The sequence below is a fragment of the Gordonia sp. YC-XJ4 genome (assembly GCF_059511865.1).
Genome location: NZ_CM183447.1, coordinates 4,521,795 through 4,545,078, shown reverse-complemented (window position 1 = coordinate 4,545,078; position 23,284 = coordinate 4,521,795). Strand labels below are relative to the sequence as shown.

Genomic DNA, 23,284 nt, shown 5'->3' with positions numbered 1-23,284 from the left:
GTCGCGACTCCCGGCGCATCGCCGACCGGGCACGCGGGGTGGGCGACGGCACCAGCTGCGGCGCATCTGCGGGGGAGCAAGGTCTTCTCCACCGTCGCCGCCCGGGGTTACGGTAAGGCGTGTCGTCTCTTCTCGAACACCACGTGCGCCGCTCCGGGTCCTGCCGTCCGCCGGGGAGTCGGGTCCGACGACCTCGCGTCGCGTCGGTCGTCGTCGTTGCGGCCATGGTCATGGGCTCCGTGTTCGGGATCGGGGCTCTCGGGATCGGGACGGCCCAGGCCCGGCCGCACACCCCGTTACCCGTGACCTACGACTTCCTGGCCGGTATCTCCGCCGAACTCGCCCATCCCGGCGGGTCGCTGCCCGGCACCAACGACTACTCGTGCCGCCCGTCTGCCACCCACCCACGGCCGGTGATCCTGGTTCACGGCAGCGGCGGTGGGCAGCAGACGAATTGGGCCACGCTGGCGCCGGTGTTGGTCAACGCCGGCTACTGCGTGTTCGCACCCACCTACGGTGCCCTCGGCACGGTGTGGCCGGTCTCGGCGCTCGGCGGACTCGGACCCAAACCCGACAGTGCCTGGCAGGTCAAGGAATTCATCGACCACGTGCGCGCCGCGACCGGCAGTGATCAGGTCGACATCGTCGGACATTCGTTGGGCACCGAGATCCCCACCTACTGGCTGAAATACCTCGGTGGGCGCGGCCATGTGGCCCACTACGTGTCGCTCGCGCCGTACTGGCGTCAGGGCCCCGACGACGACGACGTCCGCGGCGAGACGATCGCCGCATTCCGTGCGCGACTGGGGATTGCACCGCCCGCTCATCCGGCGTGTCCCGAATGCACGCCTGCGCCGGCGGATCTGAACTTCAACCAGGCGGTCCGCCTGCCCACGCCCTACCTACCGGGGGTGCGGTACACCAACATCGTGACGCGCGACGACGAGATCGTCACCCCGTACTCGGCGGGCATCCTTCCCGGACCGCCCGGCACCGACGTCACCAATATCGTTGTGCAGGACGGCTGTCCGATCGATCACGCCGACCATCTGTCCATCGTGGCGAACCGGCGATCGGCCGCGTTGGTGCTCAACGCCCTCGACCCGGCCCATCCCGGACCGGTGCCGTGCGTACCGGTGTCGCCGGTGACCGGCGGCTGATCAGACGGTGACGTACGTGCCGAGCATTCGGACAAAGGCATCGGTGGTGTGCTCGAGCGATACCTGATCACCGGTCATCACAAAGCCGAGGGTGAGCCCGTCGGCGGCTGCCACCACTGCGGGTGCGATCTGCTCTTCGGGTACCGCCCAACGGAATCCGCCGAGCCGCGCGCCCTCGCGCAGCATCCGGATGACCAACTCTGTGTAGCGCGCGTACAGATATTCGGCCAGCGGTTCCAAGCCCGTCGTCCGGCGCGCGAACAGTCCGAGCGAGATCAGCGCATGCTCGCGGGTGGCGTTGCCGACGACGTCTCCGGCGAAGCTCTCGAATCCGGCGCGGATCACCTCGCGCGGATGTAGTGGTGCGTCGCTCGAGCGTTCCTCGAGCGCGCGGATCCGCTCGTTGAGCGCATCCAATTCCTCGTTGATGCCATGCTCGGCCACTGCCGCGAGCAACTCGTCGCGACTGTCGAAAGCGTAGAACAGCCCCGACTGCGGAACGCCCGCCTCCAGGGCGATCCGTCGTGTGGTGGCGCTTTCGACACCTTCGGTCGCGATGACCCGCAAGGTGGCCTCGATGGCGAGTCGGCGTCGCTCGGCGACACTCAACCGCATCGGGTTCTCCTCTGTGTGGTCCGGTCGACGGTAGGTCGGCCGAGACTTTTGTTCTGCTGTGGACGTGAGTTGGTGGACACAACTCGATGGACATATCTCTGTGGACAATGCTCAGTGGACGAACAGTGAACATCACGGATGGTACTCACATCGACGCCCGCCGTCCGCGACCTGCTGCGCCCCGTCTGAGTCCCTGGCGCGGCGGCGAATGCACGGTATTGGCCACATCCGTTCGGCCGCAATGGCTTACCCGGCGACGGCACGTCCGGTCGGGTGGGTTCACCACGGTCACCGGGGATGTCGGGGGATGGGTGAAGGTGGACCGCGTGCCGTCAGGCCCGGACGACGGGCGGTAACGCGGAGATCGCGTCGTACTGCTCGCGCTGCTCGTCGAGTGTGTCGGACAGGAAGGTCCGGGCGATGAGCAACAACTCCGACACCTTCGGGTGGGCGAGCGTGTAGAACACGGCGTTGCCGGTGCGCGTCGAGCGGACCACGTGATGCCGTTTGAGGACTGCGAGATGTTGCGACATGGTGGTCGGGCCGATGTCGATGATGGTGAGGAGTTCGCTCACCGGGGTCGGCGAGTCGTTGGCCGAGAGGACCTCGAGGACCCGGATACGCGCCGGATGGGCGAGCGCCTTGAACAGGTTGGCCTTGATCTCATACAGCGGCTGATCGGTGCCGGAGAAACCGGATGTCGACACGGGGGCTCCTCGGTCATTCACCGCTTGGAGTCAACGATGAATTGATGGATTACGTGATTGCGAAATCGATAATACGACGCCGGGCAGCCCGGGACAAGTCCGAGATCGCAGGACACGGGCGTGACCGACGAAGTTGCCCGAGCGAGGTCAGTCGCGCGGAACGCGCACACCCAGGAGGCGGGCGTCGGGATCGTGGTCGACGCCGATCGTCTCCCAGGGCACACCGATGCGCACGACCGCGTAGGCGGAGGTGGGAAAGCGATCGATGCTGCCCTCGGGGTCGAGGGTGAGCGCGGTGGTCGGCATACCCGGGTCGTGACCGACGACGAGCACGGTCGCGGCGTTGGCGGGTGCGTGGATGCGCAGCGCCTCGAGCACGTCGAACGGACTGCCGCCGTAGAGGTCGTCGAGGTAGACGGTCGGGGCACTGATCCCGGTCCGGTCGAGCGTTTGCCGGGTGCGGGTGGCCGTCGAGCACAGCACGGCGTCGACCGACAGTCCCGCCTCGGTCATCCATCGACCGGCCAGGGCTGCCTCTCGCCGACCACGGTCGGCGAGCGGGCGCCCGTGATCGCCGACGCCCGGCGGGTAACCGGACTTGCCGTGGCGCATGAGGACCAGCGTCCGCCGGGGGCCGGCGGTGTCGGAGTGGCTCACGCTACGCCGCGGCCGTTGCGGCGCGACGACGGCGTGTCGCGGGAGCGCTGTGAGCGGGCCAACACCCGGGCGGTGGCCCGCCACGCCGCGGCCTCCTGCCGGTGGAAGCAGGCCAACTCGGCGGCGTGATCCCACTCGCCATGATCCCGAACGGGGTCGTCGGCATCCGTCTCGGTGGCCGCGTCGGCGCAGGTCTCGGCCAGTTCGGCGGCGGTGTCGGCGTCGGCGGCCTCGTCCAGGCACCCGACGATCAGGTGGTCGACGAGCGAGGGGTCGGTGCACACGGCCTCGATCGTGGTGGCATCGAGGGTCGCGAGGATCTCCAGTTCTGATCGCAACCGCATGCATCCAACCTACGACGTGCAAACCTCGCCTCGCGGGTAGGCACACCGTTAGCCTTGTGGACGTGCATTCCTGGGTTCCGGCGATACTCGCGGTTCTCGCGGCACTGTTGATCGCCGCCGGAACCGTGTTGCGTCAGCGTGCGTCCCGGGCGTCGGGTGCGATCACCCGCGGCTGGTGGGCGGGGGCGTCCATCGCGATCGCCGGGTTCGCGCTCCAGGCGGCTGCGCTCGGCCTCGGATCGATCCTGCTGGTGCAGCCACTCGTGGTCCTCGCGGTGCTGTTCGCCCTGCCGCTCGAGGCGTGGGCCGATCGGCGCCATCCCGCCAAGCGCGAGTGGGCATGGGGTGCGGTCCTGGTGATCTGCGTGGCAACGTTCCTGCTCATCTCGCGCCCCGAACCGTCGATGCGCCGACCGCACGACCTGGTCGTGTGGGCGACGGTCGCCGCGGTCGCCGCGGTGATCGTGTTGTGTGTGGTCTGTGCCGAGCGTTCGACCCCGCACTATCGGGCGCTGTTCTACGGGTTGGCCGCGGGCACCCTGTTCGGGGTGTCGGCGCTGCTGATCAAGACCATCGTCTACCAGCTGCTGCATCATCCGGTGCACCTGTTCATGCACCCCGAGCTGTACCTGTTCGTCGTGGTCGCCACCGGCGCGATCCTCGCCCAGCAGAAGGGTTTCGGTGCCGGCGACCTGCAGACGTCGTTCCCGGCGATGAATGTGATGGAACCCGCGGTGGCGATGGCACTCGGCGTGGTGCTGCTCGGCGAGAACCTCAAGGTCTCGACGACCACGGCCCTGTTCCTCGGGGTGGTGTTGGCGGTGATGATCCGGTCGGTCGTCGAGCTGGCCAAGGAATCGGCGGTCCGGTGCGGCACCTTGCCCGGCCAGCCGGCGCCTACGGTCTCCGAGGGCCCTGTCTCCGAGGACGCGGGGGTCGAATCGACCGGGGATGCGTCGACGCCCCGGGCCCAGCCCGAGCCCGGAGCGTCGACTGGCAGTGATCAGATCAGGCGGTTACCGGATCGATCACGGGGATCAGATTCTGCGCCCACGTCGCGGCCATCACGCTCGGCTTGACCGCCGAGGAGTTGTCGTGGCGGGCGTGCTCGCCGACCTGCGTGGCGCCCCGTGCGGTGAGCTTCTCGGCCATCAGTTCACCGCCGCGGTTGAAGGTCTCGCCGTAGACCGTGTCGCCGAGCCCGAACACCGCGAACCGTAGGCCGGACAGGTCGGGGGCCAGGGCGTCGAGTTCGTCGGCGAACGGCTCGGCGCCGGTGGGCAACTCGCCTTCGCCGTAGGTGGAGCAGATCACCACGAGGAAGTCCTCGGCGTCGAGATCCTCCACCGCGAACTCGCTCATGTCGTAGATCGACGGATCGTGATCGACGCTCAGGACGTCGGCGATGGCATCGGCGACCAACTCGCTGTTGCCGGTCTCGGTGCCGTAGAGGATGACGACGGACATGGGACTCCTTCCAGAAACATGGCAAGGCTACCCTAATTCGCTCGCGCTTCACCATCCGGTCCGGTCCGTGCTGCTCACCACATTCGCCGCCGGTTCGTGACGGCCGACCCTTGCGCAATTACTTGGATGTCCTAGTATTGGGGTTGTCCCCAGAACCCGAGCAGAAGTCCAGGTGATCTCGCGGTGAGTACAACCACCACCTCCATCCCGCACTACCTCAACGGCACCAAGGTGACCGCCGACGGCGGTCGCTTCGCCGACGTCTTCAATCCGAGTACCGGCGCCGTCGCGGCGCAGGTTCCGCTCGCCAGCACCGACGACGTGGCCAAGGCGGTCGAGACCGCCAAGAAGGCCCAGCAGGAGTGGGCCGCGTGGAACCCGCAACGGCGCGCCCGGGTGTTGATGCGCTTCGTCGATCTCGTGAACAAGAACGCCGACGAGATCGCCACCACCCTCTCGCTCGAGCACGGCAAGACCCACGCCGACGCCCTCGGCGACATCCAGCGCGGCATCGAGGTCATCGAATTCGCGATCGGCATCCCGCATCTGATCAAGGGTGAGTTCACCGAGGGCGCCGGTTCGGGCATCGACGTGCACTCGATTCGTCAGCCCCTCGGTGTGGTCGCGGGCATCACCCCGTTCAACTTCCCGGCGATGATCCCGCTGTGGAAGGCCGGTCCGGCACTCGCCTGCGGTAACGCCTTCATCCTCAAGCCCAGCGAGCGGGACCCGTCGGTTCCGGTCCGCCTCGCCGAATTGTTCACCGAGGCAGGGCTTCCCGACGGTGTGTTCCAGGTCGTCCATGGCGACAAGGAGGCCGTCGACGCGCTGCTCGATCACCCCGACGTCAAGGCACTCGGCTTCGTCGGCAGCTCCGACATCGCGCAGTACATCTACTCCACCGCCGCGGCGAACGGCAAGCGTTCGCAGTGCTTCGGTGGCGCCAAGAACCACATGATCATCATGCCCGACGCCAACCTCGATCAGGTCGTCGATGCATTGATCGGCGCCGGCTACGGCAGCGCCGGGGAGCGGTGCATGGCGATCAGCGTGGCGGTACCGGTCGGGGAACAGACCGCAGAACGGTTGCGCGCCAAGCTCGTCGACAAGGTCAACGCGTTGCGCGTCGGACACTCCCTCGACCCGAAGGCCGACTACGGGCCGCTGGTGACCGCAGCCGCACTCGAGCGGGTGCGCACCTACATCGGCAAGGGCGTCGAGGAGGGTGCCGACCTGGTGATCGACGGTCGGGAACGGGGCAGCAACGAGCAGACCTTCGGTGACGAGGACCTGTCCAACGGCTTCTTCATCGGCCCGACGCTGTTCGATCATGTCACCAAGGACATGTCGATCTACACCGACGAGATCTTCGGTCCGGTGCTGGCCATCGTGCGCGCCGCCGACTACGACGACGCGCTCGCCCTGGCCTCGGATCACCAGTACGGCAACGGTGTTGCGATCTTCACCCAGGACGGTGACGCCGCCCGCGACTTCACCGCCCGCGTCGAGGTGGGCATGGTCGGGGTGAACGTTCCCATCCCGGTTCCGGTGGCCTACTACACCTTCGGCGGCTGGAAGCGGTCGGGCTTCGGCGACCTCAACCAGCACGGTCCGGCGTCGATCCAGTTCTACACCAAGACCAAGACCGTCACCTCACGCTGGCCGTCGGGCATCAAGGACGGCGCGGAGTTCGTCATCCCGACGATGGACTGATCGGCGATGACGACCTTCGTGGACTCCGGTCTCGACGCCGACGAGCGCGTCATCGTCGAGACCGCGGCCGACTTCGCGGCGAAACGCATTGCCCCACATGCTCTGAGGTGGGACGCTGACAACCACTTCCCGGTTGCCGAGCTGCGCGAGGCCGCGCAGCTCGGCATGGGTGCGATCTACTGCGCCGAGGATGCCGGTGGTAGTGGTCTGCGCCGACTGGACGGGGTGCGGATCTTCGAACAGCTCGCCTACGCCGATCCGGCGGTCGCCGCCTTCCTGTCCATCCACAACATGTGTACGTGGATGGTCGACGAGTACGGCACCGATGAACAACGCGCACAGTGGGTTCCACGGCTGGCGAGCATGGACACCGTCGCCAGTTACTGCCTCACCGAGCCGGGTGCCGGTTCGGACGCGGCAGCGTTGTCGACCCGTGCCGAGCGGGTCGGGGACGAGTACGTGCTCACCGGCGTCAAACAGTTCATCTCCGGTGCGGGTTCGTCGGATCTCTACGTCGTGATGGCGCGGACCGGGGATGCCGGGCCCAAGGGCATCTCCACCTTTCTCGTCGAGAAGGACTCGCCGGGGCTGAGTTTCGGTGCCCAGGAGCACAAGATGGGGTGGCACGCCCAACCCACCGCGCAAGTGATCCTCGACGAGGTGCGGGTTCCGGCGACCAACCTCCTCGGTAACACCGAGGGCATCGGATTCGGTATCGCGATGAACGGCCTCAACGGCGGCCGGCTCAACATCGCGGCGTCGTCGTTGGGTGGTGCGCAGGCGGCCTTCGACAAGGCGGCCGCCTACGTCGCCTCCCGAAAAGCCTTCGGGGCGGCGCTGATCGACGAGTCGACCATCCGGTTCACGCTGGCCGACATGGCGACCTCGCTGCACACCTCGCGCCTGATGCTGTGGCACGCGGCGAGTGCACTCGACGCCGGCGCCCCGGACAAGGTCGAACAGTGTGCGATGGCCAAGCGCTACGTCACCGACTCGTGCTACTCCGTCGCCGACCAGGCGTTGCAACTGCACGGCGGCTACGGGTACCTGGCCGAGTACGGAATCGAGAAAATCGTCCGGGATCTGCGCGTGCACCGCATCCTGGAGGGGACCAACGAGATCATGCGAGTCGTGGTGGGTCGGTCCATCGCATCGCGCTTCTCGAACTGACATCACCGAGAGATTCGATATGGAGATTCGACAATGACGACGATCGCCTTTCTGGGACTGGGCAACATGGGTGGGCCGATGGCGGCGAATCTGGTCAAGGCCGGGCACACGGTGCACGGCTTCGATCCGGTGCCCGAGGCGGTGAAAGCCGCGCAGAACAACGGTATCGAGACCTTTCCGACCGCGGTGGAAGCCGTCGCGGTCGCGCAGGTCGTGATCACGATGCTGCCCAACGGCGCGATCGTCAAGCAACTCTACGACGAGATCCTCCCGGCGAGCGCCACCGGAACGCTGTTCATCGACAGCTCGACGATCTCGGTCGCCGATGCCCGTGAGATCAATTCGCGCGCCGGTGATCTCGGCTTCGCGCAGGTCGACGCCCCGGTGTCGGGAGGTGTGAAGGGCGCGACCGCGGGCACCCTGGCGTTCATGGTCGGTGGCACCGAGGAGGCCTTCGCCGCGGCGCGCACCACCCTGGATCCCATGGCGGGCAAGATCATCCACTGCGGTGACACGGGTGCCGGGCAGGCCGCGAAGGTCTGCAACAACATGCTGCTGGCCGTGCAACAGATCGCGGTCGGCGAGGCCTTCGTCCTCGCCGAGAAACTCGGCCTCTCCGACCAGGCGCTCTACGACGTCGTGACCGGTGCGACCGGCAACTGCTGGGCCATCGAGACCAACTGTCCGGTGCCCGGCCCGCAGCCGACGTCGCCGGCCAACAACGAGTTCAAACCCGGATTCGCCACCGCGTTGATGAACAAGGACCTCGGCCTGGCCATGGACGCCATCGCCGACACCGGTTCCCGCGCCCCGCTGGGAACCCATGCGGCGCAACTGTATCGGGCCTTCGCCGAGCAGAACGCGGGACTGGATTTCTCGGCGATCATCGAGACCTTGCGTTGAGGTGAGCCGTTCGAGGTGATGTTGTGCCCGCAATCCGGGCACAACATCACCCGGAGTCACGCTGCCGATGACCGCAGCGCCTGCGCGACCCGGTCAGCCACGACGGTCGGGCGGTCGATCAGGTCGGACCACGTGAAGTTGAGTACCGTCCACCCCGCCGCGACGAGTGCGTTGCGCTTGGTGCGGTCTCGTTGAAACGTTGCCGCGTCGCGGTGAAAGCCGAAGCCGTCGATTTCCACCGCGACCATATGGCCGGGAAATGCGAAGTCGATGACGTACCCGCACGAAGGCAGGTTGGCGACCCACCCGGTGATGTAAGCCGAGCGGAAGAGCTTCACCGTGAGTCGTTCGGCCTCGGATCGTGCACCGTCGCCGACCAGCCGCAGATACTGCGCCACTTGTGCCGCGCCGCGGCGTCGTGGGTACCGGGCATGCGCTGCCGCAAGCGACTCGGGGGTGACGCACCGGGACAGGAGGGCCGAGTCGATCACCGACATTCCCAAGTCGAGTGCGGCGTCGAGGACGGTCAGGTCGGGGCCGGTGGTCCGGAGGCCGTCGTGGACGACGATGTCCTTGTCCTGCAGTGGTCGGTAACGTGCCACGGCGGTAGCCGACGACCGATGATGTCGCCCGTGGGTGCTGGTGAAGACCACGTGCTTGCGCGGCTCCGTGGCGTGTAGGCCAAGCCACCACGCGGCCGCCGCTCCACCCAGGACGGCTTGCCGATGTACCGAGAGCACCGCGATGCGCGCTTGCGCTCGATCCGAACGTGCGTGTCCGGCAACGAGATAGACCCCTCGTGCGACGACCTGCCAGGTGCCGGAGGCGACCCGTCGTTGGATTGCCGACGCGCTGAGTCCGCACGCAGTCGCCTCCTCGGTGGTGAACACGCCGTCACGTCGCACCGACAACTCGTGAATGTCCATGACGAATTCGACGCGGGACACCGCCAGTCGGTTCCACGACGCCTCGGATCAGTGTTCCGGGTGATGTTGTGCCCGCATTCCGGGCACAACATCACCCGGAACGACGACCACCCTCAGAAATCCCCCGCGTGATGACGCAGCGAGTGGATGGCGCCGACCAAACCCCGGATCTCGTCACCGTCCATGCCGACGTCGGCGAACACCTCGCGGTTGAGGGTTGTCGTGGCGTCCTCGACGGTGGAGCGCCCCAGGTCGGTGATCTCCACCAACGTGGTCCGGCCGTCGGTGGGGTGGGGTAGTCGCCGGACCAGCTTCGCCTCCTCGAGTCGACGGATCGCGTGGGTGACGCTGGTGACGTGGACCTGGAGTCGGTCGCTGGCCTTGGTGATCGGGAGGGCGCCGTGCCGGGAGAACGCGAGCAGACGGAGCAACTCGAAGCGAGAGAACGTCAAATCGTAAGGGCGCAAGGCAGTCTCGACGCGGGCCAACAGAATCTGATGGGCGCGCATCACCGAGGTGACCGCGACCATTCCGTCGGCGACGTCACCCCATCCGGCCGAGGCCCAGTTGTCCTTCGCCTCGGCGATGGGATCGAAACGCATGCTCCGGCCTGCCATGCGTCATACCCTATCCGTTCGGGCGGCGGCGTTTCTCGCTCCGTGCCCGCTCAGCCGCGTCCTCGGCGACTCCGAGGGAGCTGAGAAGAACATAGACATCAAATGAATGAAAGCTGAGTAGTCGGCCCCGCGAGGTGTTGACGGTGCGCGAAGACCGGCAGACCGGAGTCGGGTTTGTTACGGTGAACTCCGGGGGTCCAGACAGATCAGAGGCCGACTAGGGGTGGTGGCGCGCATGCGTCAGATCGAGGAATTCGGGCCCGAGTTGATTCTGCCCGACGTGTTGACCGAGTCCGATATATCCAGGGCGTACGGAATGGTCACCGACGCCGACAGCTTGAGGGCATTGCGCGCAGAGTGTGCTCGCTGGCGCGCGGCGCACCCGCGGGAGATGTCCGACTCGGCCTTCTGGGTCCTGCACGCCCACCAGATGAGCACGTTCAATCTCGGTGACCACACGAACGCGTCGGCGTTGGCCGACGAGATGGTGAGACTCACCGAGATTCGCGGCCATCCACGGTGGCGCTCGATTGCTCACCTCGTGCGGGCATCGACGGACTTCTCGCGCGGACGTAGCGCCGCATCGATGAGCGACCTCGCCCTCGGCGTTGCGCTCCTCGATCGTGAGTATGGCCGCCGGTCTTGGCGCGAGCCGGGCTGGGCCGAGCGTCTCGACGGGCTGCATCTGATGGGTGCGACGATGACCTATGCCGCCGTCGCCCTGCTGGGCCTGAACTTGGATGTGCAGTTACGCGTGTGGATCGATCGGATGAGCTCTCCCGACGCCGTGGCCCAGCCCGCCACCCGCAACATCGGCGAGCTGATCCGTGGCTGGTATCACTTCTACGCCGGATGCGGCAAGAGTGCGCTGCGCGCACGCATAGACGCGGCCCGATGTTTTGCCTTGGCGTCAGCGGCTTTTCGGCGAGCTGCCGACGGTCCGTGCGGCCGCCCCGCGATGGTGCCCGACGACATCCGGGCCCTCGAAGCCGCGGCTGCGGCGTTGGCAGGCGGCCCGTCCGACGAGACGATTCTCGACCGCCATCGCCACGGCCCGCCGGGGACGTCGACGACGGTGGTGAATCTCGCGTGGGCGCGTATCGCGTCGGCGCGGGGAGATCATCATCGCGCGATCGCTGCGGTGGACCGTGCCGTCGAATGCAACACCGGTCTCGATGCCCGGCCCGAGTTGCACTGGGTCCTGTTGATCGCGGCGGCCGATCTGCGGCGCAGGGGCCGCGCTCCCAATGAGTCCGAGAAGGCCTCCGATCGTGCGGTGGCCGCGTTGATCGGTCAGCATCAGACCGAGGACGCCGCGCGGGCACAGGCCTTCGATCGCTCACTCGCCGAGGCGCGGGAACGCCTCGACGTCGAGCGTCAGCGGGCCGCCCTGCACACCGATCCGTTGACCGGCCTGGGCAATCGACGCTGCCTCGACACCCAGCTGGCGGCGGCGCGAGCCTCGGACGACGACCGCGCGCTGTTCGTCGCATTCCTCGACGTCGACAACTTCAAACTGCTCAACGATGCTCACAGTCATCTGTACGGGGACCGGGTGTTACGGACCATCGGTGCGTGTATCCGCGCGATCATCGGCGAAGGAGAGCGCGGAATCCGTTACGGCGGAGACGAATTCGTTCTCATCCTGAACGCGATGGAGGAGTCCGGGTTGGTCGCCAGACTCGCACGGTTGCAGTCCTGCATCGCCGAGACGACCGCTGCGCTGATCCCCGAACACGGACCGGTGTCGGTGTCGGTGGGTATCGCCCACCTCGGTGACAACGCCACCACGGACGCTTTCCTGTTCGCCGCCGACCGCGCGATGCTCGACGTCAAACGCACCGGTGGCGGCGCCATCGGCGTCGCGGCGCTCGGTTCGCCGCCGGTGTGATGAGGATCGCGCCCGCGCCCGGCCCCGCCGTCACGGCGCAGCGAGCAGCACGCGGATCGCGCCGACGATGGTGTCGACCAGCGCGGCGACGGTGTGATCTCCGAGTTCGCCGCGTTGTTCGTCGGAACGCAGCATGATCACCGATTCGACGAGGCGGAAGGGTAGCAGTCTGCGCATGTCGGTGGGGTCGTCGAGGGCCGTGGCGGCCAGGGACTCGTACGCTCCGGCCAATTCTTGTCGGGCGGAACGGAAGTGGGCGTATCGCTCGTCGGCGACCTCGGGCAACAGATAGAGCGAGCCGAGATTCCAGCGTGCGTCGACAAGCTGTTGGGCGTCGATGCGCGCAAGTTCGAGGAGCCGGTCGAGGGCGGGGGCATCGGACCCCAGCAATTCGCGCGCGGTCTCGAGCGAACCGACGACGGTCGTGTCCAGCAGCGCGGCGAGGATGTCGTCCTTGTTCTTGAAATAGTGGTAGAGCGAGGCCTGCCGAATGCCGACCGCATCGGCGATCATGCGCGTCGAGGTACCGCTGTAGCCGTGACGGACGAACAACTCGCCTGCGGCGTCGAGGATCTCGTCGCGTGCAGTGGCTCCGCGCCGCTTGGGCTCGGTCAGGCGAGGCCGCCCGGGGCCGGTGCCGCGGGGAGGCGCGGTACGGGACATGGCGGCTGGCTCCTCGCGCTCGGCTCCTCGGAAAGAAAGCATGCTGGTCGGTTTCGCGACAGAATCAGCCTAACGCAACGGTGCGTAACACGGCTGTCACAGGGGTTTCCCGGCCCGCAACATATCTATCACTCGACAGAAATAGATCGACGGTTATCTATCAACTGACAGATACAGCGCTCGACGGGGAGCCCTACCGAAGGACATCGCCATGACCATGACCGCTCATTCATCCCCGGAGCCCACCCCGACTCCCGCCTCACCGTCGTCGGGCGGGGGTGACACCGACGACCTCCTCGACCTCGGCTACGACCAGCAACTGCACCGCTCGCTCGGTAAGTTCGCCTCGTTCGCGGCCGGCTTCTCGTTCGTCTCGATCCTGACGACCATCTTCCAATTGTTCGGTCTCGGTTTCGGATTCGGCGGACCGGCTTTCTTCTGGACCTGGCCCATCGTCTACGGCGGCCAGTTCCTGGTGGCGTTGTGCTTCGCGGAGATCGCCGCGCGCTACCCGATCTCGGGTGCGATCTACCAGTGGTCGCGCCGAATGGGCGGAGAAGTCGTCGGCTGGTTCGGTGGGTGGTTCATGATGATCGCGCAGATCGTCACCGCGGCCGCGGCGGCGATCGCCCTGCAGGTCGTCCTGCCCGCCGTCTGGACCGGTTTTCAGATCATCGGGGACGACCCGACGCTCACCAGCACCTCCGGTGCGGCGAATGCGGTCCTGCTCGGTTCGGTACTGCTCGTGGCCGTCACCGCGATCAACTGCGTCGGGGTGCGGTGGATGAGCCGCGTCAACAACATCGGCGTGACCTGCGAGCTCGTCGGCGTCACCGCTGTGGTGCTGGCACTGTTCACCCACGCCAAGCGCGGCCCCGACGTCGTCTTCGACACCGGACTACCCGGACAACAACCCGGCTACATCTGGGCGTTCATCGTCTCGGGTCTGATGGCCGCGTACGTGATGGTCGGCTTCGGGTCTGCGGGTGAGCTCGCCGAGGAGACCCGCAACCCCCGACGGGTCGCCCCGCGCACCATCCGGATGGCGCTGACCGTCTCGGCGATCGGTGGTGGCCTGATGCTGCTCGGCGCGTTGATGGCCGCTCCGACACTCGGTGACGAACTCGCGACCGGAGGCCTTCCGTACGTGCTGGATTCGGTGCTCGGTGGTTTCTGGGGCAAGGTCCTGCTGTGCGACGTCGCGGTGGCGATCTTCATCTGCACCCTGGCCATCCAGACCGCGTGTTCGCGGTTGATGTTCTCGATGGCCCGCGACGGCCGACTGCCCTTCTCCGCGCGACTGGCACATGTCAACGCCCGCACAGGAACTCCCATCGCGCCGTCCATCCTGATCGGGCTGCTCTGCGTCGCGACCCTCCTGGTCAACGTCGGCAACCCGGCGATCTTCGCGACCCTCGCGAGTGTCTGCATCATCCTGATCTACCTGGCCTACCTCGCGGTCACCGGACCGATGCTGTACCGACGTCTGCAGGGCTGGCCGAAGGGGACCGTCGAGGTCGACGCCGAGGGCAAGAAACTGTTCGGACTCGGGCGATTCGGAATCGTCGTGAATCTGGGAGCGGTGATCTACGGGGCGCTGATGGTCGTGAACCTCGCCTGGCCGCGCACCGAGATCTTCGACCCCGCAGGCGACATGCCGATACTGCGTTGGGCCGGTCCGATCTCGATCGCGATCACGGTGCTCGTCGGAATCGCCTGCTACCCCCGGGGAAAAGAGCATCCCAAGCCGGTCACTCCCATCGGCAGGGCCGCAACCAGCCGCCAGACCAGCGACATCGCCACCGTCGACTGACTCCCACGTCGATCACCCCGAACCACCACACCTGTTCGATCCCAAGGACTCTCACCATGAATGCCACCGCAACCACCGCCGGCGCCCGCGCGCACGCCCGGTCCCAGGCCACAACCCTGACCGACTCGATGCCGGTGGTGCCCGCCACCGGATGGCCGCACCCGCCCGCCGGCGTCGAGGCCGCCGACCTCACCTGGGCCGAGACCGTCCCGGGTGGTCGTTACACCACCAAGGTGCTCGCCCGGGGAACCCGACTTCGCCTGCGCGACATCACCGGAACTGCCTGTGCGCACCTGCTGGTATGGCGTGCCGACGCCCCCCATGAACGTCTCAACGTCGCCGACACCGTCAAGGTGCCCTGGCAGGCCTACCTCACGACCGGGCACCCGCTGCTCAGTGACCAGGGCCGGGTGCTGGCCACCGTCGTCGCCGACGACAGCCGTCATCACGACGCACTCTGCGGCACCACGACCCTCGCCGGCAACATCGCCAAATATGGTGCCGGGAGCCCGCATTCGGGCAGTCCTGCCGGACGCGAGATGCTCGTGTTGGCCGCCGCCAAGAACGGGTTGACACCCACCGACGTGGCACCGTCGTTGTCGTTCTTCCACGGCGTCATCGTCGACGCCGACGGCTCGTTGCGTTCCACCGGGTCGGCGGGCGCCGATACGGCGGTGGAACTGATGTTCCATCTCCCGTGCATCGTCGCCCTCGCCAACACCGCCCACCCTCTCGACCCCGCGGCCGATTTCGAGGTCGGCCCACTCGAGGTGCTGGCCTGGCGCGCGACCGCCGACCTCGAGGCTCTCGTCGCCGACGCCGAGCGCCGCGACCCCGAATACCAACGGGCCGTCGCCAACAGCGAAGACGCCCACCGCGCAACCCATTTCTGACCTCGACACCCACCCGCGACCACACCCACCCCGATCACACCCACAGGGACAACCATGACCACCACACTCGATCCGACCCTCGACCCGACGACGGCATCAGCCGATGAGATCGCACTCGTTCCCGGCGAGGTGATCCTCGACGAGATCGTCGGCGAACGCGGTCCCTGGTCGGGAATCGTCACCGCCGGTGACGTTCTCACCATCGTCGATCTGCACGGCAACCAGGCTGTCGATACCCTCTTCTACGGCGCCCACGATCACACGATCCGCTACAGCGCACAGGCGACGATCGCCGAGCAGGGCAACATCTTCCTGACCACCGGAACGGTGATCCGGGACCAGGAATCGGCACCGATGATGACCATCGTCGCCGACGAGGTCGGCAATCACGACACTCTTGGCGGCGCCTGCTCGCAGGAATCCAACACCCTGCGCTACGGACACCACACCAAACACCAGCACGCGTGCGTGGAGAACTTCCTGATCGGCGGCGCACGGCACGGTCTGGGCAAACGCGACCTGGTCGGCAACATCAACTTCTTCATGAACGTGCCCGTCGACCCCGACGGATCACTCGGCATCGTCGACGGCCTCTCGGCGCCGGGACGTCGGTTGGCGTTGCGCGCAGAGGTCGACACCCTCGTGCTGGTCAGCAACTGCCCACAGATCAACAACCCGTGCAACGGTTTCGACCCGACCGCGGTGCGTGTGGTGGTGACCCGATGACCGCGTGCGAGATCCTGCGTGCCGGACCGTTCACCACCGTCCAGGACTGGCCCGGTCGCACCGGCTACTGGAAGGTCGGGGTGCCGCCGTCGGGGCCGATGGACGATCTGTCGTTCCGGCTTGCCAATCAAGCGGTCGGCAACCCCGACTCGGCCGCAGGCCTCGAAGCCACGATGGCCGGCCCCCGACTGCGCTTCGACGAATCCACCGTCGTCGCCGTCACCGGTGCACCGGCGAGTATCTCCATCGACGGAACACCTGCTGCACAATGGGTTCCACTGCATCTTCAGGCCGGCCAGGTCCTCGACATCGGGACCGTCGGGGCGGTCGGTTTGCGCGTGTACGTCGCAGTTGCCGGCGGCATCGACGTCGAGGAGTATCTCGGCAGTCGATCCACCTTCACCATGGGACGATTCGGAGGCAAGGACGGACGGACCCTCGCCGACGGCGATACCCTCCCGATCGGGCCCGCCGGATCGGGGCCGATCACCCGGATTCTCACCGACGAGATCCCGGCGCTGACCAATTCGTGGGAACTCGCGGTGACCGTCGGTCCGCACTCGGCGCCGGAGTTCTTCACCGCCGCCGACATCGACGACCTGATGTCGACCGGCTACGAGGTGCATTTCAATTCCGACCGCACGGGCATCCGTCTGATCGGTCCCCAACCGCGGTGGGCGCGCAGTGACGGCGGCGAAGCCGGCCTGCACCCGTCCAACATCCACGACAACGCGTATTCGGTGGGCGCACTGGACTTCACCGGGGACACCCCGATCCTGCTCGGGCCCGACGGCCCGTCGCTGGGCGGGTTCGTCTGCCCGGTCACCGTGGTCGCCGCCGAACGATGGAAGCTCGGGCAACTCAAGCCCGGCGACACGGTGCGCTTCGTGGCGGTGCGCTCGACGGCGGCGGCGTCTCCGTCGACGCTGGGCCGCGACCGCCGCGCGAGCTTCCCGCACGTGCTGTCCACCGGCGGCGACGCCGACCACGGCATCCTCGGGCGCACGACCACCGCCGACGGCACCACCGAGGTGACCTACCGGCGCAGCGGCGACGACAACATCCTCGTCGAATACGGGGACATGCGACTGGATCTGGAGCTGCGAGCACGCGTGCATGCGCTGAGTGAACGTATCGCCGCCGAACGGCCGCGTGGGCTCATCGACCTCACCCCGGGCATTCGTTCGCTGCAGGTCAAGGCCGACCCGGACGTCTGGTCACAGACCTCGATGTTGCAGTGGCTGAGCGAATGCGAGGCACAGCTCCCGTCCGCCGACGACCTCGTGGTTCCGAGTCGGGTGGTGGATCTGCCGCTGTCGTGGGACGATCCGGCGACCCGCGAGGCCATCGAGCGGTACATGCTCGGCGTGCGGTCGGATGCGCCGTGGTGCCCGTGGAACATCGAGTTCATCCGACGGATGAACGGGCTCGACTCGGTCGACGACGTCCACCGCATCGTCTTCGACGCCGAGTACCTGGTGCTCGGTCTCGGCGACGTGTATCTCGGTGCACCCGTGGCGGTTCCGCTGGACCCGCGTCATCGGCTGGTGACCACCAAATACAATCCGGCGCGTACCTGGACCCCGGAGAACGCCGTCGGCATCGGTGGTGCCTACCTCTGCATCTATGGGATGGAGGGCCCCGGGGGATACCAGTTCGTCGGCCGCACCACCCAGGTGTGGAATCACCGACACCCGCAGACCACACCCGGGTTCGATCCGGAGCACCCGTGGTTGCTGCGCTTCTTCGACCGCATCCGCTGGTATCCGGTGAGCGCCGAGGAACTCCTCGACATGCGCGCCGACGTCGCCGCGGGCCGCGGCGACTCCGTCCGCATCACCGACGGTATGTTCTCGTTGTCGGCACACCAACAGTTCCTCGACGCGCACGCCGACGAGATCGACGCCACCCGCGGGGCGATGGAGAGTGCCCGCGCCGAGGAACGCGAACGCTGGTCGCAGGGAGGGGAATTCGCCGCATGACACGCATCGACGATCTCTACGCACGTATCGCCGAGGCCGACCGGCCGGAGGTCTTCATCACGCTGCGCCCGCAATCGCAGGTCGCCGCCGAGTACGCGGAGTCGCTCGCCGCGGCCGGGCCGCTGGCCGGAACGGTATTGGCGGTCAAGGACAACGTCGACGTCGCCGGTGTGCCGACGACCGCGGCGTGTCCCGGTTACGCCTACACCCCCGACACCGATGCCCCGGCGGTGGCCGCCTTGCGCGCGGCGGGCGCGGTGGTGATCGGCAAGACCAACCTCGACCAGTTCGCGACCGGACTGGTCGGCGCGCGCAGTCCTCATGGTGCGGTGCGGGATTCGCGTCGTCTCGACCGCATCTCCGGTGGATCGAGCTCCGGGTCTGCGGTCGCGGTGGCGTTGGGTTTCGCCGACATCGCCATCGGCACCGACACAGCCGGCTCGGGCCGGGTTCCCGCGGCGCTGCAAGGCATCGTCGGTATCAAGCCGACCGTGGGCGTGGTGTCCACGACCGGTGTGGTGCCAGCCTGCGCCGATCATGACGTCGTCACAATTTTCGCCGCCGACCTCGACACCGCCGACCGTGCCATGGCGGCGATGGCTGCCGCCCGCGGGCCCCGCCCCTTCGACGGACACGTCGCCTTCGCCGCCCCCGAGACACCGGTACTCGCCGTCCCGGAACAACTTCCCGAACTCGACTCCGCGTGGCGGGCAGCCTTCGCCGAAGCGGTCACACGCGCCGAGGACTCCGGCTTCCGGGTGAAGACCATCGATCTGTCGGCTTTCCTCGCCGCCGCCACGCTGCTCTACGACGACGCACTCGTCGCGCAGCGATACGACGCGGTGGGTGAATTCCTCACCGGACTCGCCGATCCGGTGGCTGCGGGCGTCGATCCGACGGTCGCCGCGATCATCACCGGTGCCGATCGGTTCAGCGCCGTCGACCTGCTGCGGGCACACCGGCGATTGGCCGAGCTGCGCGAGCGGGCGATGCGCGAGTGGGGTGACTCCGACGCGCTGATGGTGCCGACGGCACCGCTCCACCCCCGGATCGACGAGGTGACCGCCGATCCGATCGGCGTCAACTCGAGGATGGGCACCTACACCAATTTCTGCAACCTCCTCGACCTGTGCGCGGTCGCCGTACCCGCCGGCACGGTCACCGAGCCGGACGGCAGCACAGCACAATTCGGGATCACGCTGTTGGGCAAAGCGCATCACGATGCGGCGATCATGGATCTCGCCCGCCGGTACTGTGGTGACCGCGTGCCGCGTGCGGCGTGGCCGGAATCGCATGCCGCCGGAGTGGAATTGGCGGTTTTCGGGGCGCACATGCGGGGCGGTCCGCTGACCCACGAGTTGTCCGGGCGTGGTGCCCGGTGGGCGGGGGAGGTACGCACCGCATCGAACTATCGGCTGGTGAAGCTCGACACCGTACCTCCCAAACCGGGTCTCATCCGAGACCCGGAGTGCGGTAAGTCGATTCACGGAGAGCGATGGATCCTCTCGCCCTCCGCCCTCGGCGAGTTCCTCGCCGCCCTACCTGAACCGATGATGCTGGGTCGGGTCGAGCTGTCCGACGGTCGATGGGTCGTCGGATTCGGCTGCGCGGCCGACGCGGGAGCCGAGGGGGAGAGGCTCGGTCGGGATCGGTGGTGACGTTCCCAACGATGGTTGAGGCGGTTGTGCTCCCGATGGAAGCTTCCCTCGATGGTCGAGTTGGTGACTTCTCCCGACGGTGAGGCGGTTCTTCTCCCGATGGTCGAGGTTTCTTCTCCCGATGGTCGAGGTGCCGAGGAGCGCCAGCGACGAGGCCTCGAGACCCCTTGTGCCGATGGGTATCCGGTGCCCGGCGGCCATCAATCGTCACCTGATCGGGTCAACTCGCCACCCGTCGACGATGGCCGAGATGGCGGGGACGGGGTCGGCGCCGTCGGGAAACAAGCCCGCGAGAATCAGCAGTGACGCGCCGTGTACCTGCGCCCACAACGACGCGGTGACCGTCGTCGGATCGGCCGGCCGGAACGCGCCCGAGGAGATCGCCGCGGCCACCGCTTCGTGTAACGGGGCGAAGGCGTCGGCGCCGGCCGCGATGGTCTCCTCGGTCGCCTCGATACCGAGTGCGCTCAGGCCGAACATCAGCTCGTAGAGTCGGGGATTGGCCAAAGCCCAACCGACGTAAGCGGTTCCGAGTCCGGTGACGTGCTCGATCGGCTCCTCGGTACCCGCCTCGCGTTGCGCCGCGGTGAAGTCACGCAGCGCGCGTACCAGCACCGCTCGGGTGAGATCGTCCTTGCTGCCGAAGAGTGAATACACCGCGGTGGTCGATGTCGACGCCGCGCGCGCCACCGATCGCACCGAGAGCGTCCCGAGCCCATCCGTCTCGACGATCGCGGTGGCTTCGTCGACGAGGCGCCTGCGGAGGTCGTCGTCGTGGATCTTGGGTCTTGCCATACCCGCCATCGTTCCATAACATCGTTTCGTAACAACGTTACGAAACGAGGAGTCGTCATGACTGCACGCGAGGCTCGACGGATGACCAACAAGACCCCGCCCGAGGGCACAACGCTGTTCCTCATCGGCATGAGCATGCCGCGGCTCCGACATCCCGGGGCGTGGCTTGCCGTGTTCCTTGCCATGCCACGAATGCTGGTGTACCTCAAGCGAAATCCGGATGCCGGATTGCTGTCGGGACGGCTGTATGTCGGGCCTTCGATCATGGTTGTGTCGTACTGGCGGAGTGCGGAGGACATCCGCCGGTTCGCCGCCGACGCCCAGGCGCCACATCTGCCGGCGTGGCGATGGTTCAACAAGCGCTTCGCCGATCGCAATGCCGTCGGCATCTGGCACGAGACCTACGTGATCGGTGAACACGAGACGATCACCAGTGGGATGCCGCCGTGGGGTCTGGCCGAAGCGGTGGGTGCCGTGCCGGTGGGTCCGGGAACCAAGACCGCCGCGCAGCGCAGTCGGCACAACGTGGCGGAGATGTCGCACTCGGTCTGAGCGCTTCGGACTCGCTCGACATGTTGTCGAAACTGCACGTTATGGCCTGATGATGAATTGGGTGCGCGGCTCGGGTTAGCCGTGGTTTACTGTCTCAGCTTCTCTTCAGGAACCAGGAGTTGGACACCATGGCCGATGTGCTGACCCGCCGCGAAACCGCGCGCCCAGAACGTATTTCCCCGCCGAGCCCGCGGCCACCACGCCACCGGCGCTTCGGGGTTGCGGTGGTTGCGCTGCTGTCGGTGCTGGCCATCGGACTCGGCGTGAGCATGGGGGAGGGGCAGGCGCGGGCGGCATCGCTGCCTACGTCGATTCCGAGTCCGACAGGAGCCATCGGTGACGTCATAGCTGCGCTCGCGAACAACGGTGTCACACAGGTGCTCGCGAAGCAGTGGCGCTTCGACCTCTGCTCCTCGGAGTCCGACGGCGGCCCGATCAACGGTGGCGCTGACTGTAGTGGTTCCACTGGCACCGGCGTGGCGGTTGTGTTGCCGACGTCGATTGATCTTGTGCCGGACGCCGTCTACACGCCTGCGCAGCAGGTATTCAACGCTGTGTCCGGTCTCGCTATCAACGGCAAGATCCTCGGCGTCACCGTTCCGGTCCCCGATGCTGCCCTTCCCGAGGGCTCCGCGAAGGTCATCGGTGATGGCTTCCAGTTCGCCCTTGCGTCGGGTGGTGGCAAGGCCACGGCCATCTCGTATCTCCCGCTGAGCCTCGCGACAGCGGGTGCGAGCGACGGCCGGACGGCATATGCATTCGCGATCATCGGTATGGCCAATGCGTGGACCACGAGTACCATCCCGATCGAGATCTTCACAATCCCGACGGGTACCTCGATCCCGCCGATCAAGAACGTCAGCTGCTATGGCGTACTGACTGCGGCATATGCCGAGAATGTTGGTGCGTGTGCCAACGTCCTGGGTACCTTCGACTTCAAACTCGATCAGCTGCAGAGTATTCCGCAGGTGCAGTTCGCATTGACCGATCCCACCGCAGTCGTGTTCAATCCCGCGCAGGTGTTGACCACCGCACTCGGAAAATTCGTCGCAGGCCAGGGATTCACCCTCAGCAAGGACTTCACCCGCCTGTCCCTCGGCGGCAATTCGCTGCTGGCGCTCACGAGTGATTACGGGCTGTCGGCGCCGATCACCGTGAACTGGCTGGGCTCGACGATCACGATCTACCCGACCGCGACCATCAACGGCGCAACCCGCCCGAACATGCTTGCGTTGCCGCAGATCGTGACCGGTGATCTCGACACCTCCCAGATCATCCCGGTCATCACGATCCCGCAGATCACCTTCCCGTTCGGGCTGGCGCCGCTCGGACCGTATGTGAGCAGCACGCCTGCGCTGACGACGACGTCGGCCCGGACGTTGGCCGCGACGAAGACCACCACCTCACGGGCCGCGCGGAGCGCCGCCACCGACGCCGAGACCGGCGCCACCTCCTCGAGCTCGAGCACCACGACGTCGAGCACCACACCGAGCACGGCGACGTCGAGCAGCACGACGAGCACCACCGTGAGTTCGTCGTCGAGCACCAGCCGGTCGTCACAGTCGAGCACCTCGTCGGGGACGCGAACCAGCGCGCCGTCGGCGGCCCCGACCTCATCGGCGGGCACGGACACCGGTACCGACTCCGGCGGCACCCAGAGCTCCGGTGGCGTCCCGGCGGCCAGCCCGGCCGGCTGACGGTTTTCCACGTCGGTGCGAGCACCACCGCGCACTTCGCCGGTGCACCACACCCGGTTCGTTACAGTGGATGGGGCAACTCGCCGACAAGGAGACTCCGACGTGATGGCCATTGATCCGAACAAGAGCAAAGCCGTCGGTCAGGTGGTGCGGCAGCATCCGGTGATGAGCCTGGTCGCCGTGTCTCCCGCCATCGCGATCTTCGTGTTGCTGTGGGTATTTGGCGTCGAATGGCTGGCCATCGTCTTCGCCGTCGCCGCGATCGGCGGTGGCTACTACCTGCTGACCCGGCAGAAGTAGGCGCGGTCGATGTCACTGGGGGAGATCGTGCGCCG

The 23,284-nt window shown here is 67.0% G+C and carries 23 protein-coding genes; 14 read left to right on the top strand and 9 right to left on the bottom strand.

Annotated elements, in window-relative coordinates:
- Positions 1-230 precede the first annotated feature (230 nt).
- A complete protein-coding gene (locus AC5ZH6_RS20165; RefSeq protein WP_420795430.1) occupies positions 231-1,160 on the top strand; it encodes an esterase/lipase family protein in 930 nt (309 codons plus the stop codon).
- On the opposite strand, the gene AC5ZH6_RS20160 is transcribed toward AC5ZH6_RS20165, so the two are convergent.
- The 4 genes from AC5ZH6_RS20160 to AC5ZH6_RS20145 all read right to left on the bottom strand — a co-directional run bounded on the left by AC5ZH6_RS20160 (position 1,161) and on the right by AC5ZH6_RS20145 (position 3,483).
- Complete coding sequence (locus tag AC5ZH6_RS20160) at positions 1,161-1,775, bottom strand: TetR/AcrR family transcriptional regulator (RefSeq protein ID WP_006368405.1); 615 nt, start codon at positions 1,773-1,775, stop codon at positions 1,161-1,163.
- 332 nt (positions 1,776-2,107) lie between these two features.
- A complete protein-coding gene (locus tag AC5ZH6_RS20155) occupies positions 2,108-2,482 on the bottom strand; it encodes an ArsR/SmtB family transcription factor (RefSeq protein ID WP_006368406.1) in 375 nt (124 codons plus the stop codon).
- Positions 2,483-2,629: 147 nt separating this feature from the next.
- Positions 2,630-3,139 (bottom strand): SixA phosphatase family protein, encoded by a 510-nt coding sequence (locus tag AC5ZH6_RS20150; RefSeq protein WP_249154930.1) that lies wholly within the window; start codon positions 3,137-3,139, stop codon positions 2,630-2,632.
- Positions 3,136-3,483, bottom strand: coding sequence for a hypothetical protein (locus AC5ZH6_RS20145; RefSeq protein ID WP_211544049.1), 348 nt, complete (start codon positions 3,481-3,483; stop codon positions 3,136-3,138). The genes AC5ZH6_RS20150 and AC5ZH6_RS20145 overlap by 4 nt, the downstream gene beginning before the upstream one ends.
- A gap of 56 nt (positions 3,484-3,539) precedes the next feature.
- Between AC5ZH6_RS20145 and AC5ZH6_RS20140 the strand changes: the two genes are divergently transcribed.
- Complete coding sequence (locus AC5ZH6_RS20140) at positions 3,540-4,562, top strand: DMT family transporter (RefSeq protein ID WP_014361096.1); 1,023 nt, start codon at positions 3,540-3,542, stop codon at positions 4,560-4,562.
- Here AC5ZH6_RS20140 and AC5ZH6_RS20135 read toward each other — a convergent pair.
- Positions 4,492-4,950, bottom strand: a complete 459-nt coding sequence (locus AC5ZH6_RS20135) for a flavodoxin domain-containing protein (RefSeq protein WP_006368410.1) — start codon at positions 4,948-4,950, stop codon at positions 4,492-4,494. The two genes, AC5ZH6_RS20140 and AC5ZH6_RS20135, sit on opposite strands and share 71 nt — an antisense overlap.
- Positions 4,951-5,133: 183 nt before the next feature.
- On the opposite strand from AC5ZH6_RS20135, the gene AC5ZH6_RS20130 reads away from it, so the two are divergent.
- From AC5ZH6_RS20130 to mmsB, 3 genes are read left to right on the top strand one after another with little or no spacing between them, the layout of a single operon-like run.
- Positions 5,134-6,663 carry a CoA-acylating methylmalonate-semialdehyde dehydrogenase gene (locus tag AC5ZH6_RS20130; protein ID WP_006368411.1) on the top strand — a complete coding sequence of 510 codons (1,530 nt, stop codon included), beginning with the start codon at positions 5,134-5,136 and terminating at the stop codon, positions 6,661-6,663.
- A 6-nt stretch (positions 6,664-6,669) separates the two neighbouring features.
- Positions 6,670-7,833, top strand: a complete 1,164-nt coding sequence (locus AC5ZH6_RS20125) for an acyl-CoA dehydrogenase family protein (RefSeq protein WP_006368412.1) — start codon at positions 6,670-6,672, stop codon at positions 7,831-7,833.
- Positions 7,834-7,866: 33 nt separating this feature from the next.
- Positions 7,867-8,736, top strand: a complete 870-nt coding sequence (gene mmsB, locus AC5ZH6_RS20120; protein WP_006368413.1) for a 3-hydroxyisobutyrate dehydrogenase — start codon at positions 7,867-7,869, stop codon at positions 8,734-8,736.
- A 56-nt stretch (positions 8,737-8,792) separates the two neighbouring features.
- Here the strand turns inward: mmsB and AC5ZH6_RS20115 are convergent, their stop codons facing one another.
- A complete protein-coding gene (locus tag AC5ZH6_RS20115; RefSeq protein ID WP_043457255.1) occupies positions 8,793-9,662 on the bottom strand; it encodes a type IV toxin-antitoxin system AbiEi family antitoxin domain-containing protein in 870 nt (289 codons plus the stop codon).
- A gap of 113 nt (positions 9,663-9,775) precedes the next feature.
- On the bottom strand, positions 9,776-10,279 hold the full coding sequence (locus AC5ZH6_RS20110; protein WP_006368415.1) for a MarR family transcriptional regulator: 504 nt from the start codon (positions 10,277-10,279) through the stop codon (positions 9,776-9,778).
- Between the two features lie 235 nt (positions 10,280-10,514).
- On the opposite strand from AC5ZH6_RS20110, the gene AC5ZH6_RS20105 reads away from it, so the two are divergent.
- A complete protein-coding gene (locus AC5ZH6_RS20105) occupies positions 10,515-12,170 on the top strand; it encodes a GGDEF domain-containing protein (protein ID WP_006368416.1) in 1,656 nt (551 codons plus the stop codon).
- Between the two features lie 30 nt (positions 12,171-12,200).
- Here AC5ZH6_RS20105 and AC5ZH6_RS20100 read toward each other — a convergent pair whose 3' ends face one another.
- Positions 12,201-12,833 carry a TetR/AcrR family transcriptional regulator gene (locus tag AC5ZH6_RS20100; protein ID WP_006368417.1) on the bottom strand — a complete coding sequence of 211 codons (633 nt, stop codon included), beginning with the start codon at positions 12,831-12,833 and terminating at the stop codon, positions 12,201-12,203.
- Between the two features lie 211 nt (positions 12,834-13,044).
- On the opposite strand from AC5ZH6_RS20100, the gene AC5ZH6_RS20095 reads away from it, so the two are divergent.
- Genes AC5ZH6_RS20095 through atzF form a run of 5 tightly spaced genes read left to right on the top strand, consistent with a single transcriptional unit; the run spans position 13,045 to position 19,905 of the window.
- On the top strand, positions 13,045-14,646 hold the full coding sequence (locus tag AC5ZH6_RS20095) for an amino acid permease (protein WP_006368418.1): 1,602 nt from the start codon (positions 13,045-13,047) through the stop codon (positions 14,644-14,646).
- A gap of 56 nt (positions 14,647-14,702) precedes the next feature.
- Positions 14,703-15,539, top strand: coding sequence for an urea amidolyase associated protein UAAP1 (locus AC5ZH6_RS20090; RefSeq protein WP_006368419.1), 837 nt, complete (start codon positions 14,703-14,705; stop codon positions 15,537-15,539).
- Positions 15,540-15,593: 54 nt separating this feature from the next.
- Positions 15,594-16,265, top strand: a complete 672-nt coding sequence (locus AC5ZH6_RS20085) for an urea amidolyase associated protein UAAP2 (RefSeq protein ID WP_006368420.1) — start codon at positions 15,594-15,596, stop codon at positions 16,263-16,265.
- A complete protein-coding gene (locus tag AC5ZH6_RS20080) occupies positions 16,262-18,247 on the top strand; it encodes a 5-oxoprolinase/urea amidolyase family protein (RefSeq protein ID WP_006368421.1) in 1,986 nt (661 codons plus the stop codon). The genes AC5ZH6_RS20085 and AC5ZH6_RS20080 overlap by 4 nt, the downstream gene beginning before the upstream one ends.
- Positions 18,244-19,905 carry an allophanate hydrolase gene (atzF, locus tag AC5ZH6_RS20075; RefSeq protein WP_006368422.1) on the top strand — a complete coding sequence of 554 codons (1,662 nt, stop codon included), beginning with the start codon at positions 18,244-18,246 and terminating at the stop codon, positions 19,903-19,905. Before AC5ZH6_RS20080 ends, atzF begins: the two co-directional genes overlap by 4 nt.
- Before the next feature lie 207 nt (positions 19,906-20,112).
- Here atzF and AC5ZH6_RS20070 read toward each other — a convergent pair whose 3' ends face one another.
- Entirely contained in the window at positions 20,113-20,709 is a 597-nt protein-coding gene (locus AC5ZH6_RS20070; protein ID WP_006368423.1) for a TetR/AcrR family transcriptional regulator, read from the bottom strand.
- A 48-nt stretch (positions 20,710-20,757) separates the two neighbouring features.
- Here AC5ZH6_RS20070 and AC5ZH6_RS20065 point away from each other — a divergent pair, with 48 nt between their 5' ends.
- The 3 genes from AC5ZH6_RS20065 to AC5ZH6_RS20055 all read left to right on the top strand — a co-directional run bounded on the left by AC5ZH6_RS20065 (position 20,758) and on the right by AC5ZH6_RS20055 (position 23,249).
- Positions 20,758-21,252: a DUF4188 domain-containing protein gene (locus tag AC5ZH6_RS20065; protein ID WP_006368424.1), complete on the top strand. Its 495-nt coding sequence runs from the start codon at positions 20,758-20,760 to the stop codon at positions 21,250-21,252.
- A 128-nt stretch (positions 21,253-21,380) separates the two neighbouring features.
- On the top strand, positions 21,381-22,949 hold the full coding sequence (locus AC5ZH6_RS20060; RefSeq protein WP_006367776.1) for a hypothetical protein: 1,569 nt from the start codon (positions 21,381-21,383) through the stop codon (positions 22,947-22,949).
- Between the two features lie 105 nt (positions 22,950-23,054).
- A complete protein-coding gene (locus AC5ZH6_RS20055; RefSeq protein WP_006367777.1) occupies positions 23,055-23,249 on the top strand; it encodes a hypothetical protein in 195 nt (64 codons plus the stop codon).
- The last annotated feature ends 35 nt before the right edge of the window (positions 23,250-23,284 follow it).